Genomic DNA, 14039 nt, shown 5'->3' with positions numbered 1-14039 from the left:
TGGGCTTACATCTTCTTGGTCATGCTCATCTTGGCTTCGTCGGCGGTCAGGCCGGACATCTGCTTGCAGGTGCCCTTGGCCACGTACTTCCACTCGTCCTTGCTCATGTCGGTCTTGGCTTGGCCGGCACAGGAGTGGCTGCCGCTGAGGTTGGCGCAGTCGTTCTGGCCGGCCTTGGCGATGCCATAGCACTTCTCCTTGCCCATGTCTTTGCCCATGTCCTGGGCGGCGGCCGGGGCCATGTTCAGCAGGGCGGAAGACAGCACGGTGGCGGCTGCGGCGGCGAAGAGGGCTCGTTGGTTCATGGTCATTCTCCTGGTGGTTGAAGGGGGTCAACCCGGGACAAGCGGATCTGCCTGTTTGGCGGGTTGAGGGTTAGTCTGGGCAGCGGGTGCATTCTTACAGCGGATGTGATTTTTTTTGCCTCGGCTTTGTCATGGGGCGGATTAACCATTGAATTCGGCCCAAATCGGCCTGCATTCAATACACTGCCGCCATGAGTTTTGAACACCAACTGGTCGAGCACCGCGCCTATTTGCTGCGTTTTGCCCGCCTGCAATTGCGCAATGACGCCTGGGCCGAAGACGCCGTGTCAGAAACCCTGTTGGCGGCTTTGAACCGCCCGCAGGCCTTTCAACAGCAGTCGCAGCTCAAAACCTGGTTGGTGGGCATCCTCAAACACAAGGTGGTGGACCAACTGCGCCAGCGCACGCGCGAGGTGGCCTGGGACGAATCCGACCCCGAGGGCGAGGCGCTCGAGGCGTTGAGCTTCACCGCCAACGGGCACTTTGCCGAACGCCCTGCCGACTGGGGCAGCCCCGAGCAGCGCTTGCAGTCGCGCCAGTTCATTGAGGTGCTGGAAACCTGCACCGAACGCCTGCCGCCCACCATGGGCCGGGTGTTCTTGATGCGTGAATGGCTGGAACTGTCCTGCGAAGAAATCTGCAAGGAATTGAACCTCAGCGCGACCAACCTGTATGTGCAACTGCACCGCGCCCGACTGCGTCTGCGCGAGTGCCTCGACCTCCACTGGTTCGCCACGCCCCGGACGACCTCACCATGATCCTCAAGCGCAACTGTCAGCAAACCGCGGCCCTGTTGCTGGCCCGCGAAGACCGCTCCCTGAGCCTGGAGGAGCGACTGGCCCTGCGCCTGCACCTGGCGATGTGCGATGCCTGCCCCCTGTTTGCCAAGCAGGTGTTGACCATGCGCAATGCCTTCACCCAGTGGCGCAACCAGGTGGACCAGGGCAGTGATGCCGCGCCTGCTGACCCGCCCGAGCGGCCTTGAGACCGGGGCGCTGCGCCCCCTCAGCCCCCCAGCCAGCGCAACAAAATCAGCTGACACCGGGTTTTCATTGAGGCCAATCACCCTGCATTTCAGGGTGATAAAGTGGCACCAAAGAAACAGATGAAAAAAAGCTTGCTTTTTTGAAGATTCCACGGTTTTAATAACAGCGCATGGTTTTCAAGCCGTGCAAGCTTGCGGTGATCGGTCAGGTTCGCGTCCGAAGTGTGCGTTTTCGGGACTCCATCGCTTTGTTCATGTGTTTTTGAGGAGTCCCTTGATGGGCAACAAACTGTACGTCGGCAACCTGCCTTACTCGGTGCGCGACAACGATCTCGAACAGGCTTTCAGCCAGTTCGGTGCCGTGGCCAGTGCCAAGGTCATGATGGAGCGCGACACGGGTCGCTCCAAGGGCTTTGGTTTCGTTGAAATGGGCAGCGATGCAGAAGCCCAAGCTGCCATCAATGGCATGAACGGTCAATCCCTGGGTGGCCGCAGCGTGGTGGTCAATGAAGCCCGTCCGATGGAACCCCGTCCCCCGCGCAGCGGTGGCGGCTTTGGTGGTGGCGGCGGCGGCTACGGCGGCGGTGGCCGCAGTGGTGGCGGCGGCTTCGGCGGTGGCCGCAGCGGTGGTGGCGGCGGCGAAGGTGGTTTCCGCAGCCCCTACGGCGCGGGTCCCCGTGGCGGTAACGGCGGTGGCCGTGGCGGCTACGGCGGCGGCGGTGGTGGCGGCTACGGTGGTGGCGGCTACGGCGGTGGCAACGGCTACTGATCGCCGGCCCGGCATCTGCCCCCCGACCTCGGCGTGATGGCCGAGGTCACCACAAGGCCCTTCGGGGCCTTTTTTCATGGCCGGCTCAAAGCCCGATTGCCGTCGGCGCCCCGTGGCGCTGGGCACTGACGCCTCCCCGGCGCGGTCCAGCCCCGGGGGGACCCTTTTCAGTCGGGGCGGCGTTCGGTTTGTCGGTGCTTGCGCGGCCGGCCGCTGAGCAGGCGGTCAAACCAGGCGTCGGGCAAGACCCGCAGCAAGCGGGCCACCAGCCCCATCTGCCACGGGATGACGCGGTGTCGCACCCCTGCCGAGATGGCCCGGAAGGCCTGTTCGGCAAAGGCTTCGGGGCGCATCAGGAACGGCATGCCATAGCGGTTTTGCTGCGTCAGCGGGGTGTCGATGTAGCCCGGGCTCAGCGTCACCACGCGCACCTGGTGGGGGCGCATCTCGCCGCGCAGGCTCTCGCAGTAGCTGATCACCGCGGCCTTGCTGGCGCAGTAGCCGCCGTGGCCCGGCAGGCCACGCACCCCCGCCACGCTGGCGATGCCCACCAGGGTGCCACGGCGTTGCGCGACCAGGGGGGCGATGAACGGGTGGAAGGTGGCGGCCAGGCCCAGGTTGTTGGTGGCCCAGATCCGGGCCAGCACGTCGAGGTCGGCCCGGTCGGCCGTGTCCACCCCGACGCTGATGCCGGCGTTGGCGATCACCACCTCCGGCAGGCCTTGCTGTGCCAGACACTGTTGGGCCGCCGCAATGATCTCGTCGGGCTGGGCCACATCGGCCCGGTAGGCCGCCCAGTCGCCTGGGGCCAGGCCCTGGGTCTGGGCCCAGGCCTCGATCAGTTCGACCCGCCGTGCCACCAAGGCCAGGCGCCAACCCGCCTGGTGGTAGCGCCAGGCCAGGGCCTGGCCGATGCCGCTGGAGGCACCGGTGATGAAGACCAGGGGCTTGGCTGGGGCCATGGCGCGGTGGGGGCGGGCGGCGCTCAGCGCGCCGGCCGGGGGGACGGTTTGGCCGCGTTGGCGGTCGGTGTGGGCACCAGGGTGCCGCGCACCCGGCCTTTCAATTCGAGCACCCGTTCCTGGTTGTCGAACACCATGCTGTCGCCCACGAAGCGGTCGTTGCCCCGGATCAGCTCGACCGGCAAATGGCTTTTGACGCGCTCGGTGTCGGTGTAGGCGTGCAGGAACTCACTGCGGAACTCCATCCGCGGCACCGCTCGCCCGTTGGCCTGGGTGATGGCCTCGCGCACCACGACCGCGTTGCCGAACAACTGCACCTCGGAGCTGTCGCTGTTGCTCAGCGCGCGCTTGGCGGTGGCTGCGGTGACATGGCCTTCGGTGCTGTACGAGCGCATGTGCACCTGGTCGATCTCGAGCGTGTCGGTGTCCGGGTAATGGCGGGCTTCGGTGCCGCGCACCTCGCTCTTCAGGCGGCCATCGGGGGCAAAGGTTTTGACCGAGAAATCGCGCATGAAGTAGTCAGGGTCATGGCGGGGGGGCTGCGCCGGGCCGGCCGGCGCAAACACCGGGGTGGTCCGCACCAGCCAGTAGGTGCCCAGGGCCAGCACCGCCATCAGGATCACCGGCAGGTAGATCGACAGGTGGTCCATGCACAGCCGTGCCATGCGCAGCGCCGGCGGTCGAGGCCGGGGCGCGCGGGGGGCGGGCGTGGGGGCGGCCGCGGGGCTCATGCGGACTGGTCCTGCAGCAGGCGGGCGTAGTGGCCGCTGGCCACCAGCAGCAGGTCGGCCAGTTCACGGCCCGCGCCTTGGCCGCCGGCCCGTTGCGTCACGTACCGGGCGCAGGTAAGCACTTCGGGGTGGGCGTTGGGTGGGGCCACCGGCAGCGCGCAGCGGCGCAGCACCGGCAGGTCGGGCCAGTCGTCGCCAATGGCGGCGGCTTGCGACCAGTCCAGGCCCAGGGCCTGCAGGGTTTGCTCGGCCGCCGGGCGTTTGTCCTCGGTGCCGTAATGCACATGCTCGATGCCCAGGGCCTGCAGGCGCAGCCGCAGGGGCTTGGAGTCGCGGCCGGTGATCACCACCGGCGTGATGCCGACGCGCGCCAGCAGCTTCAGGCCATGGCCGTCCAGGGTGTGGAAGCGCTTCAGCGTTTCGCCGTGCTCCGAGAAGTACAGGCCGCCGTCGGTGAGTACGCCATCGACGTCAAAAAAGGCCACTTTCACGGCCTGCGCCTGCAGCAGCAGCTCGGGGTCGAACTGCAAGGCGGGGCGCAGCGCAGGCAGCGAGGCGGCAGCGGGGGTCTGGCTCTGGCTCATGGGGGCCTTCAAATCACTTTGGCGCGCATCAGGTCGCCGATGTGCACCGCGCCCACCAGCAGGTCGTCAGCATCGCACACCAGCACGCAGGTGATGCGGTGTTGTTCCATCAGGTCGGCGGCGTCCACGGCCAGCGCGTCCACGCGGGTGCGGCGCGGCTGGGCGTGCATCACGTCGCGGGCGCGCACGCTGAGCAGGTCGACCCCGTTTTCGATCAGGCGGCGCAGGTCGCCGTCGGTGAAGATGCCCAGCAGGCGGCCGGCGTCGTCGACCACGGCCGAGGCGCCCAGGCCTTTGGCGCTCATCTCCCGCATCAGTTCGATGAAGGGGGTGTCCGGCGTCACCCGGGGCACGGCGCTGCCGCTGCGCATCACGTCGCTGACATGGGTCAGCAACTTGCGGCCCAGCGCCCCGCCGGGGTGGGAGCGGGCAAAGTCCTCGGTGCCAAAGCCACGCGCCTCCAGCAGGGCCACGGCGAGCGCGTCTCCCAGCGCCATCTGGGCCGTGGTGCTGGCGGTGGGGGCCAGGTTGAGCGGGCAGGCTTCCTTCTCGACGCCGCTGTCCAGCACGATGTCGGCGTGGCGGGCCAACGAGGATTGGGCGCCCCCGGTCATGCCGATCAGCAGTGCGCCCAGGCGCTTGATCACCGGCAGGATGGCGTCGAGCTCGGCCGACTCGCCGCTGTTTGAGATCGCCAGCACCACATCGGCGGTGGTGATCATGCCCAGGTCACCGTGGCTGGCTTCGGCCGGGTGCACAAACAGGGCCGGGGTGCCGGTGGAGGCCAGCGTGGCTGCGATCTTGCGCCCCACATGGCCGCTCTTGCCCATGCCCGTGACGACCACCCGACCCTGGCTGTTGAGCACGCGGCGCACCGCCTCCACGAACGGGGCGCCAGTGCGGGCGCGCAGGCCTTGCACGGCCGCCGCCTCGATGTCAAAAGTCTGCTGAGCGCGGCGCAGCACCTGGGTGGGGTCGAAAGTCATGCGCCGATTCTATCGGCGCCCCCTGCGAAAGCTGGCCTGAAAGCTGCATAAGCCATGCCGCTGGGCTAGTATCAAAGGCTATGACTTCACTCGAACTCACTCTGCTCTACCTCTTGGCAGCAGTGCTGGGTGTGGTGGGCTGTCGCACCCTCAAGCTGCCCCCGATGCTGGGCTACCTGATGGCTGGGGTGCTGATCGGCCCGCACGCTCTGGCCCTGGCGCAAAACTCCGAAGGCGTGCGCCACCTGGGTGAGTTCGGCGTGGTGTTCCTGATGTTCGCCATCGGCCTGGAGTTCAGCCTGCCCAAGCTGCGCGCCATGCGCCGCCATGTGTTTGGCCTGGGCCTGTTGCAGGTGTTGCTGACGATTGGCCTGGCCACGCTGGGCTCGGCCTTCCTGGCGGTCATGGCCCCCACGTTGTGGAGCATGAGCTGGCAGACCGCGTTGGCCCTGTCGGGTGCCATGGCCATGAGCAGCACCGCGATCGTGGTCAAGCTGATGTCCGAGCGGCTGGAGCTGGAAAGCGAGCACGGCAAGCGCGTCATGGGCGTGCTGCTGTTCCAGGATCTGGCCGTGGTGCCCTTGCTGGTGCTGATCCCGGCCCTGGGCAGCCCGCCCAACCAGTTGCTGGCGGAGCTGGGCCTGGCCCTGTTCAAGGCCGCGGTGCTGGTGACCCTGCTGCTGGTGGGGGGCCAAAAGGTGATGCGCTGGTGGCTGACCCTGGTGGCCCGGCGCAAGAGCGACGAGCTGTTCATGCTCAACCTGCTGCTGATCACGCTGGGCCTGGCCTGGCTGACCGAACTGGCTGGGCTGAGCCTGGCGCTGGGCGCGTTCATCGCGGGCATGCTGGTGTCCGAAACCGAATACAAGCACCAGGTGGAGACCGACATCCGGCCCTTCCACGACGTGCTGCTGGGCCTGTTCTTCATCACCATCGGCATGATGCTGGACTGGCACATCGTGCTCGAGCGCTGGGGCCTGGTGCTGGTGTTGTTGCTGCTGCCGGTGTTCTTCAAGCTGGGCCTGGTGACGCTGATGGCGCGCAGCCTGGGGGCCACCACCGGGGTGTCGCTGCGCACCGGCCTGTACCTGGCGCAGGCGGGCGAGTTCGGCTTCGTGCTGTTGTCGCTGGCGCAGAACCGCAACCTGCTGGCGCCCGAGTTGATCAACCCCATCCTCGCGGCCATGGTGCTGTCGATGCTGGCCACGCCCTTCCTGATCCTGTACAGCAACCGCATCGTGATGAAGCTGGTGTCCAGCGAATGGCTGCAGCAGTCGCTGCAGATGACCACCATCGCGCGCAAGTCGATCAACACCAGCAAGCACGTCATCATCTGCGGCTACGGCCGCTGCGGCCAGAACCTGGCCCGCATCCTGGAGCGTGAGGGCATCCCCTACATGGCGCTGGACCTGGACCCCGACCGGGTGCGCAAGGCGGCGGCGGCCGGCGATTCGGTGGTGTTCGGCGACGCCGCGCGCCTGCAGGCGTTGATGGCGGCCGGCCTGGCGCGCGCCAGTGCCGTGGTGGTGACCTACCTCGACGTGCCGGGCGCCATGAAGGTGCTAGCCAATGCGCGTTCGCACGCGGCCCATGTGCCGGTGATCGTGCGCACCCAGGACGACCACGACCTCGAGAAGCTGCAGGCCGCGGGGGCCACCGAGGTGGTGCCCGAGGCCATCGAGGGCTCGCTGATGCTGGCCAGCCACGCGCTGGCCCTGGTGGGGGTGCCGATGCGCCGCGTGATCCGGGTGGTGCAGGACCAACGCGACGCGCGCTACAACATGCTGCGCGGTTACTTCCACGGCGCCGACGACGACGGCGGCCACGAGCGTGACCACGAGCGCCTGCACACCGTCAGCCTGGCCGAGGCCGCGCGCACGTTGGGGCGCCCGCTGGGCTCGCTGGCCCTGCACGCCATGGGCGTGCGCGTGGTCAGCCTGCGCCGCAGCCAGGGCCAGCCAGTGGCGGTGACAGACGACACCGTGCTGTGTGGTGGTGACACCCTGGTGCTGTCGGGCCGACCCGAGCCCCTGGCGCTGGCCGAGGACAAACTGATGCGCGGCTGAGCCGCTGGCGCGGCGCACCGGTCCCCACCGTGTTGGCCGACCCCAACCGATTCCAACCGACCGTACCCACCGGGCCTTGTCGGTACCCGTTGGCACCTGTCTGCCCTCGCCTGCCGCGCTGACGTGGCGAGGCCAGGCCAGGTGGCGCCCCTCAGTGGGTTGCGGCCGCCCGCGCCCCGGCCCCGGCGGCGCTGGCGGCGGTGCCCGGTCTGGGGTGGGCCCCCGCCGCGGGCGTGCCCGCGCTGGTGTCGCGCACCCACAGCACCACGGGGCTGCCTTCACGTTCCTCAAAGCGCTGGATGCGCTGCACCAGGCCCGTGCTCAGCACCTGGCCTGCCGCCAGCAGAACCACGTTCTCCGCGGTCTTCAGGTCGCGGCCAATCACCATGCCGGGCTTGAGCTCGGCGGCCCGCACTTCCTTGAGCACATGGTGGCTGGGCTGCTCTTCGGTGAGGCGGATCAGCAGGGCCAGCAGCTCGGGGTCGAACTGCTCGCCGGCGCCGCGCTGCAACAGGCTCTTGGCCTGGTCGTCCTTGAGCGGCTTGCCCGTGATGTGCCCGTGCACCAGGTCGTCGTAGTGGTCGGCCACCGCGACGATGCGCGCGCCCAGCGGGATGTCCTGGCCCATCAGGCGGTCCGGGAAGCCCTTGCCATCAAAGCGTTCGTGGTGACCGCGGATGATCGGAATCACGCCCTGCATGTCGTCCAGGGCCATCAGGGCCTGGGCCGCCAGCACCGGGTGGCGCCGGTAGGCGTTCATCTCGGCCGGGCCCAACAGCATCTGCGGGATGGTCAGCACGTTCTCGGGGATGGCCGTGAAGCCCAGGTCGTGCACCAGACCGGCCACGAACAGGTCCTGGATCTGCTCGGTCGGCAGCTCCAGAGCCACCCCCATGCGCCGGGCCAGATCGGCCACCCGCTTGCCGTGGCCCGCCATCACGCCTCCGCGCAGCTCGAGCAGGCTCGAGAAGGTGCGGATGATGTTGAGGTAGTTGCGCTTGAGCCGGTCGTGCGCCACGCTGAGCTCGGCGGTGCGCTCGGCCACCCGCGCCTCCAGGCCGATGTTGAGCTCGGTCAGCTCCTTGTTCTGGGCTTCGGTGAGGTCGTGCAGGCGCAGGCGCTCGCGTTCGAGTTGCTGGCGTTCGGCCGCCTGGCGCACCGTCAGGCGCAGCTCGTGCTCGTCCCAGGGCTTGTGGATGTAGCGGTAGATCTGGCCGTTGTTGATGGCCGCGATGGTGGCGTCCATGTCGGCATAGCCGGTCAGCAGGATGCGCGCCGTCTGGGGCCATTGTTCACGCACCTTGGCCAGCAGTTGGGCGCCGTCCATGCCCGGCATGCGCATGTCGCTGACCACCACATCAATCGATTCGGTGGCCAGGATGGCCAGCGCCTCCACACCGCCCGTGGCGGTCAGCAGGCGGCAGCCTTCGGCGCGCAGCACCCGCCGCAGCGCGGACAGGATGCTGGGCTCGTCATCGACGCACAGCACGGTCCAGGGCTGCACCGCGGCCGCGGCCAGGGTGGCCAGGGCCGGGACTTCGGTGGTGGCCAGACCGGTCTGGGCGTCCGGGGTGTCGCCAGGGTCCTGGGTGTCCAGCTCAGTGTCCATCGGAAACCTCCTGCTGCTGCGGATGCGGGCGGCTGATCGGCAGGTTCACCTTGAACGACGTGCCCTTGCCCAGCTCGCTTTTGACGCTCATGCGGCCTTCGTGCTTCTTCACGATGCCGTAGGACAGCGACAGGCCCAGGCCCGTGCCCTGCCCCACCGCCTTGGTGGTGAAAAACGGGTCGAAGATGCGCGACAGGTTCTCGGGGGCGATGCCGTGGCCAGTGTCCTGCACCTCGACCCACACCTCGTCGCCCTCCACCCCGGTGCGCAGGGTGATGGTGCCACGTTCGCTGCCGATCGCGTGCGCGGCGTTCACCAGCAGGTTCATGAAAACCTGGTTCAGCTCGGACGGCAGGCACTGCACCTCGGGCAGTTCGCCGTAGGCCTTGACCACATCGGCCTTGTACTTGATCTCGTTGTTGACGATGTTGAGCGTCGAGTTGAGCCCCACATGCAGGTCGGCCCATTCCCACTCCTGGCGCGCGTCCACGCGCGAGAAATCCTTCAGGTCCTGTACGATCTTGCGCACCCGCTGGATGCCGTCGCGCGACTCGCTCATCAGCGTCGGGATGTCTTCTTTGAGGTAGTCGATGTCGAGCGATTCGCGCAGCGAGCGCAGGCGCGCGGCGCCCGGGTGCTCGCCCATCGTGGCGGTGGCCTGCTCGTAGGCGTCGAGCATCTGGAACAGGTCCTGCAAGTACTTTTCGAGCGTGCTGAAGTTCGAGAAGATGAAGCCGATGGGGTTGTTGATCTCGTGCGCCACGCCCGCCGCCAACTGCCCGATCGAGGCCAGCTTCTCCGACTGGATCAGCTTGCTGCGCGCGTCGGACAGCTTGCTGTTGAGCTCCTTGAGGTCGTCGTTGGCCTTGACCAGTTCGCCCACCAGGGCGCGCACTTGGTTGACCGACATCAGGTCCAGGGCGGCTTCGGACAGCGGGCTGTCCACCATCGAGGGGGTCATGGGGTCTCCTGGCTCGGGCGCAGCACGGCCCGAAGTTCTTGGAATTCCTGCTCGATCTGTTGCAGCAGGGGGGGAAGTTCGGTCGGGCGCAGACCCAGCCGCGCCCAGCTGCCGGGGTTCATCAGCGGCACGGCCTCGTCGCTGGCACCGGCCAGGTCCAGCGCATGGGCGATGGCGTTGGCCACATGCACCAGGTCGGTCAGGCTGAGCTGGGCACTCGCCGGGGGCTGGTGGTGCCCCTGGATGGCGGCCACCACGCTGACGGGCAGGCGCCAGTGGTCGGCCACCCAGCCCCCGACTTCGCTGTGGCTGACCGCCAGCAGCTCGGATTCGGTCTCCTCGTGCGACAGGTCATGGGCCTGCGCCCAGGCCACCGCCTGGCTCATCTCGGCCGGGTGTTGTTGGTCCAGCACCAGCCGCCCCACGTCGTGTAGCAGCCCGGCGGTGAAGGCCATAGCCGGGTCCATGCCCTGCGATTGCGCCAGCGCCCGCGCGGCCACGGCGCAGGCGATCGCATGGCGCCAGAACTCGTCGAGGCGCAGGGCGCGGCCATGCAGGTGCTCGAACTGGGCACTCAGCACCGCGGCCAACACCAGGGTGCCCAGTTGGCGCAGGCCCAGGATGCTGACGCCATCGCGGATCGAATGCACCCGACCCGACACGCCATAGAACGGTGAGTTGGCCAGTTGCAGCACGCGGGCCGACAGCGCCTGATCGAGCGACAGCGTGGTGCTGACCTGCTCGAGGCTGACGTCCTGGCGCTGCATCAGGTCCATCAGCTGGGTCACCACCGCGGGCAGGGACGGCAACTGGCGCACGCTGCGCGCGAGCGACTCGCGGCACAGGGTCAGCAGCTGGGGAGCGACGAGCAAGGTGTTCATGCCTGGACCCCCCGGTGCTGGTAGAGGGCGATCTGCAAGGGGTGCACCTGCCCCCGTGCCAGGCTGCGCCGGAACAGGTGGTTCAGCCGTGCCACGGTGGCCGCCTGGGCCGCCTCGGGCGTCGGCGTCAGGGCGGTGGCGAGCCCCGTGGACGCGGCGCCAACGCCATCACCCACCGCCGTGGCGGGGGCGGGCCGCGGGTCGGTGGCGGGGGGGCTCGGGCTCAGGTCAGCCATGGGCGGTGGCTCCTGCCAGGGTCGGGGGCGCCACGGGGTTGAGCACCAGCAGCCAGCCCGCGGCGCTGGCGGGGCCGAAGCGCCGCGCCTGGGCCTGCCAGGCGCCGCCGGGCAGGGTGAGGTCGATGCGCGTCAGCGTGGCGCTGTCGGGCGCCGCGTCGGCTGTCGTTTGCCACAGGCGGGCCAGGCTGGGCGGCAGCGCGCTGTCGGCGTTCTGCCCCAGCAGCGGGCCGGGACCGAACAGGGCCTGGGCCTCGAGGTTGACCATCACCACCAGGCCCTGGTTGTCGACCGCCACCGCGGGCAGGGGCAGCAGGTCCATCATGTCGCGCGCCTGCGTGGCGCGGGCTTCCTCCAGGTCGATCTGGGCCTGCTGGCTGCTGAGGATCTTTTCCAGCCGCGCGTTCACCGTGGTCAGCTCCTCGCCGGCCTGGCGCACCTCATGGGCCAGGCGGCGGTTTTCGTCGGCCAGTCCTTTCTGGTGGAAGCCTTCCTGCACATGCACCCGCAGGCGTTCGTCGTCCCAGGGCTTGGTCAGGAAGCGGTAGATGGCCCCTTCGTTGACCGCATCGGTGATGGACTGCAGCTCGGTGTAGCCCGACAGCACCATGCGCACGGTGTCGGGGTACAGCTCCTTGGCGCGGCGCAGGAACTCCACGCCTGTCATGCCCGGCATGCGCTGGTCGGACAGCACCACGTCGACCTCGTACTCGGCCATGCGCTGCAGCCCTTCCTGACCGCTGGCCGCGGTGATGATGCGGTAGCCGTCGCGGCGGAACAGGCGCTTCAGCGCCGACACGATGTTGGGTTCGTCGTCCACCAGCAGCAGGGTGCGTTCGCGCGGGCGGCGCAGCAGGTGTTCGGGCAGGCGCGGCGGCTCGTCGCGCAGCTGGGCCTCCAGCGTGGCCGCGCTGACCACCGGGCTGAAGGCGGTGCCCTGCATGCGGTCGCAGCCATTGGCCATCAGCAGGGTGAGCTGGCCGTCGGTCTCCACCCCCTCGGCCAGCACCTGCATCTGCAGGCTGTGGGCCAGGTTGATGATGGCGCGGGTCAGCGACACGGCGCCCGAGGCCGCGGTCACATCGGGTACGCAGGACCGGTGCACCTTGAGCACGTCGACCGGCAGGCGGCGCAGCTGGCTGAGGTTGGAGTAGCCGGTGCCAAAGTCGTCGAGGGCGATCTCGATGCCCAGCGCGCGCAGCTCGGTCAGCTTGCGCGCCACGTCGGCCGAGCCCGCCATCACCGCTTGTTCGGCCACCTCCATGCCCAGCAGGTGGGCCGGCACGCCATGGCTCAGCAGGCTGCGCTGCACCTTGGCGACCAGGTCGGGCTGCTGCAGTTGCAGCACCGAGTGGTTCAACGCCAGGCGCAGCGGGCGCAGGCCCTGGCCCATCCAGCGTTGCAGCAGCGCGCAGGCGGTTTCACGTTGCCAGTCGCCCAGCGAGACGATCAGGCCGGTCTGCCGCGCCACCGGCAGGAACTCCTCCGGGGCCACCTCGCCCAGGGTCTCGCTGTGCCAGGCCAGCAGCACCTCGGCGCCCAGCGCCTGGCCGCTTTGCAGGTCGATCTGCAGCTGGAACTGCAGGCGCAGCTCCTCGCGCTCGATGGCGTGGCGCAGGCCCGACTCGATGGCCAGGCGGCGCATCGCCTGGGCGGTGATCTCGGGCGTGAAGAAGGCGATCTGTTCGCCGGTGCCGTGCACGCCCAGGCGCGCGGTCTGGGCGGCCTCCAGCAGCTGGCTGGCGCTTTGCGCGTCGCAGGGGAAGCTGGCCACCCCGATCTGGGCCAGCGGCACGATCTCGGCGAAGCCCAGGCGCTCGGGCCGGGCCAGTGACTCGATCACGCGGCGCGCGATCTGCTGCAGCGCCTCGGGCGAGGTGCTCTCGGCCTCGCCGAGCAGCAGCGCGAACTCCCCGCTGCCCACCCGCGCCACCAGGGTGTCCGCGCCGCCCAGGGCCTTGAGCCGCGCGGCCACCGCCATGGCCAGGGCATCGCCCGCGCCGTAGCCCATGGCCTGCGACAGTTGGTCGATGGGGTCGATCTGGATCGACAGCAGCGCGAAAGACCGCGGGTCCCAGCTGGCCGCGTGCACTGCCGCGTCGATGCGGTCGAGCAGCTGCTTGCGGTTGGGCAGGCCGGTCACCTCGTCGTGGTTGGCCAGCTCCTGGATGCGTTGTTCGGCGGCGCGTTGTGCGGTGATGTTCTGCAGCGTCATGTAGCCGCGCCGGTGCCCGTCGGGCGACACCTCCACCATGCCGCGGTGCAGGACCTCCAGCCGCTGGCCGTCGCGTGTTTGCAGCCGGTGCTGGAACTCGAACGGCTCGTCGTCGATGGCGGCGGCCCAGATCGAGGCCACGTAGCCTCGCTCCTCCTGGGGAACCCAGCGCAGCAGGCGCCAGGCCTTTTGCACGCCCCCGAGGTCGGGGTGGCCCAGCAGGGCCGCCAGGCCGCGCGAGGCCACGGCCTGGCCGCTGTCGAGGTCCAGTTCGGCCGAGCCGGTGTGGCTCATCGACTCGGTCAGGGCCAGCATGCGGGCCTGCCAGTCGCTGGAAAAGCGCATCCAGTTCAGTTGCGCGGCGTCGACCAGGGTGATGATTTCGCGCTGCTCGCCCAGCGCCTTGATGGGGCGTGAAAACGCCCGGCCATTGAAGGCCGCGAACCCGGGGCGCTCGAAGGCCACCACGCGGTGCTCGTCGCCCATGTTGTGCAGCTGCGGCCACAGCGCCGGCCAGCGGCGCAGCAAGTCGCTGGGGCCCAGCTCGGTCTCGCGCCCGTCCCCCCCCAGCATGCGGGCAAAGCGCCGGTTGACCAGTTGGGGCTGGCCGGCCACCAGCAGGCACAGGCCGACCGGCGCCAGGTCAAACAACTGGCTGCGCAGGCGCTGGGTGGCGCTGGCGTCGTCGGCACGGGGCTCAGAGGGGTGCGTCATGGCGAACCTGTGTCAGCCGGAGCCCGTGGGGGGCT

The 14039-nt window shown here is 68.9% G+C and carries 14 protein-coding genes; 4 read left to right on the top strand and 10 right to left on the bottom strand.

Annotation, left to right across the window (positions count from 1 at the left end):
• Positions 1 to 5: 5 nt before the first annotated feature.
• Positions 6 to 305 (bottom strand): BufA1 family periplasmic bufferin-type metallophore, encoded by a 300-nt coding sequence (locus PSQ40_RS12850; protein WP_273951923.1) that lies wholly within the window; start codon positions 303 to 305, stop codon positions 6 to 8.
• A 191-nt stretch (positions 306 to 496) separates the two neighbouring features.
• Between PSQ40_RS12850 and PSQ40_RS12845 the strand changes: the two genes are divergently transcribed.
• The 3 genes from PSQ40_RS12845 to PSQ40_RS12835 all read left to right on the top strand — a co-directional run bounded on the left by PSQ40_RS12845 (position 497) and on the right by PSQ40_RS12835 (position 2059).
• Entirely contained in the window at positions 497 to 1063 is a 567-nt protein-coding gene (locus tag PSQ40_RS12845) for a sigma-70 family RNA polymerase sigma factor (RefSeq protein ID WP_273951922.1), read from the top strand.
• Complete coding sequence (locus tag PSQ40_RS12840) at positions 1060 to 1290, top strand: zf-HC2 domain-containing protein (protein WP_273951921.1); 231 nt, start codon at positions 1060 to 1062, stop codon at positions 1288 to 1290. The genes PSQ40_RS12845 and PSQ40_RS12840 overlap by 4 nt, the downstream gene beginning before the upstream one ends.
• 277 nt (positions 1291 to 1567) lie before the next feature.
• Positions 1568 to 2059, top strand: a complete 492-nt coding sequence (locus PSQ40_RS12835; RefSeq protein ID WP_273951920.1) for an RNA recognition motif domain-containing protein — start codon at positions 1568 to 1570, stop codon at positions 2057 to 2059.
• 167 nt (positions 2060 to 2226) lie between these two features.
• On the opposite strand, the gene PSQ40_RS12830 is transcribed toward PSQ40_RS12835, so the two are convergent.
• The 4 genes from PSQ40_RS12830 to PSQ40_RS12815 form a co-directional block, all read right to left on the bottom strand.
• The gene (locus tag PSQ40_RS12830; RefSeq protein ID WP_273951919.1) at positions 2227 to 3021 is read right to left on the bottom strand and encodes an SDR family oxidoreductase; all 795 of its coding nucleotides are present in this window, start codon (positions 3019 to 3021) and stop codon (positions 2227 to 2229) included.
• Positions 3022 to 3044: 23 nt separating this feature from the next.
• Positions 3045 to 3686, bottom strand: a complete 642-nt coding sequence (lptC, locus tag PSQ40_RS12825) for an LPS export ABC transporter periplasmic protein LptC (RefSeq protein ID WP_273952045.1) — start codon at positions 3684 to 3686, stop codon at positions 3045 to 3047.
• Between the two features lie 62 nt (positions 3687 to 3748).
• Positions 3749 to 4336 (bottom strand): KdsC family phosphatase, encoded by a 588-nt coding sequence (locus PSQ40_RS12820; protein WP_273951918.1) that lies wholly within the window; start codon positions 4334 to 4336, stop codon positions 3749 to 3751.
• Positions 4337 to 4344: 8 nt separating this feature from the next.
• The gene (locus tag PSQ40_RS12815) at positions 4345 to 5322 is read right to left on the bottom strand and encodes a KpsF/GutQ family sugar-phosphate isomerase (protein WP_273951916.1); all 978 of its coding nucleotides are present in this window, start codon (positions 5320 to 5322) and stop codon (positions 4345 to 4347) included.
• A gap of 80 nt (positions 5323 to 5402) precedes the next feature.
• On the opposite strand from PSQ40_RS12815, the gene PSQ40_RS12810 reads away from it, so the two are divergent.
• The gene (locus tag PSQ40_RS12810) at positions 5403 to 7388 is read left to right on the top strand and encodes a monovalent cation:proton antiporter-2 (CPA2) family protein (RefSeq protein WP_273951915.1); all 1986 of its coding nucleotides are present in this window, start codon (positions 5403 to 5405) and stop codon (positions 7386 to 7388) included.
• Between the two features lie 151 nt (positions 7389 to 7539).
• Here PSQ40_RS12810 and PSQ40_RS12805 read toward each other — a convergent pair whose 3' ends face one another.
• From PSQ40_RS12805 to PSQ40_RS12785, 5 genes are read right to left on the bottom strand one after another with little or no spacing between them, the layout of a single operon-like run.
• Positions 7540 to 8997, bottom strand: coding sequence for an HD domain-containing phosphohydrolase (locus PSQ40_RS12805; protein WP_273951914.1), 1458 nt, complete (start codon positions 8995 to 8997; stop codon positions 7540 to 7542).
• Positions 8987 to 9958, bottom strand: coding sequence for an ATP-binding protein (locus PSQ40_RS12800; RefSeq protein WP_273951913.1), 972 nt, complete (start codon positions 9956 to 9958; stop codon positions 8987 to 8989). Before PSQ40_RS12800 ends, PSQ40_RS12805 begins: the two co-directional genes overlap by 11 nt.
• On the bottom strand, positions 9955 to 10839 hold the full coding sequence (locus tag PSQ40_RS12795; RefSeq protein ID WP_273951912.1) for an HDOD domain-containing protein: 885 nt from the start codon (positions 10837 to 10839) through the stop codon (positions 9955 to 9957). The genes PSQ40_RS12800 and PSQ40_RS12795 overlap by 4 nt, the downstream gene beginning before the upstream one ends.
• Positions 10836 to 11075 carry a hypothetical protein gene (locus PSQ40_RS12790; RefSeq protein ID WP_273951911.1) on the bottom strand — a complete coding sequence of 80 codons (240 nt, stop codon included), beginning with the start codon at positions 11073 to 11075 and terminating at the stop codon, positions 10836 to 10838. The genes PSQ40_RS12795 and PSQ40_RS12790 overlap by 4 nt, the downstream gene beginning before the upstream one ends.
• A complete protein-coding gene (locus PSQ40_RS12785; RefSeq protein ID WP_273951909.1) occupies positions 11068 to 14004 on the bottom strand; it encodes an EAL domain-containing protein in 2937 nt (978 codons plus the stop codon). Before PSQ40_RS12785 ends, PSQ40_RS12790 begins: the two co-directional genes overlap by 8 nt.
• Between the last annotated feature and the right edge of the window lie 35 nt (positions 14005 to 14039).

It is taken from the genome of Curvibacter cyanobacteriorum (assembly GCF_028649475.1).
GTDB classification, from domain to species: domain Bacteria; phylum Pseudomonadota; class Gammaproteobacteria; order Burkholderiales; family Burkholderiaceae_C; genus Curvibacter; species Curvibacter cyanobacteriorum.
Note: the sequence above shows the minus strand (reverse complement) of the source record. Positions and strands in the feature narration are given on the sequence as shown.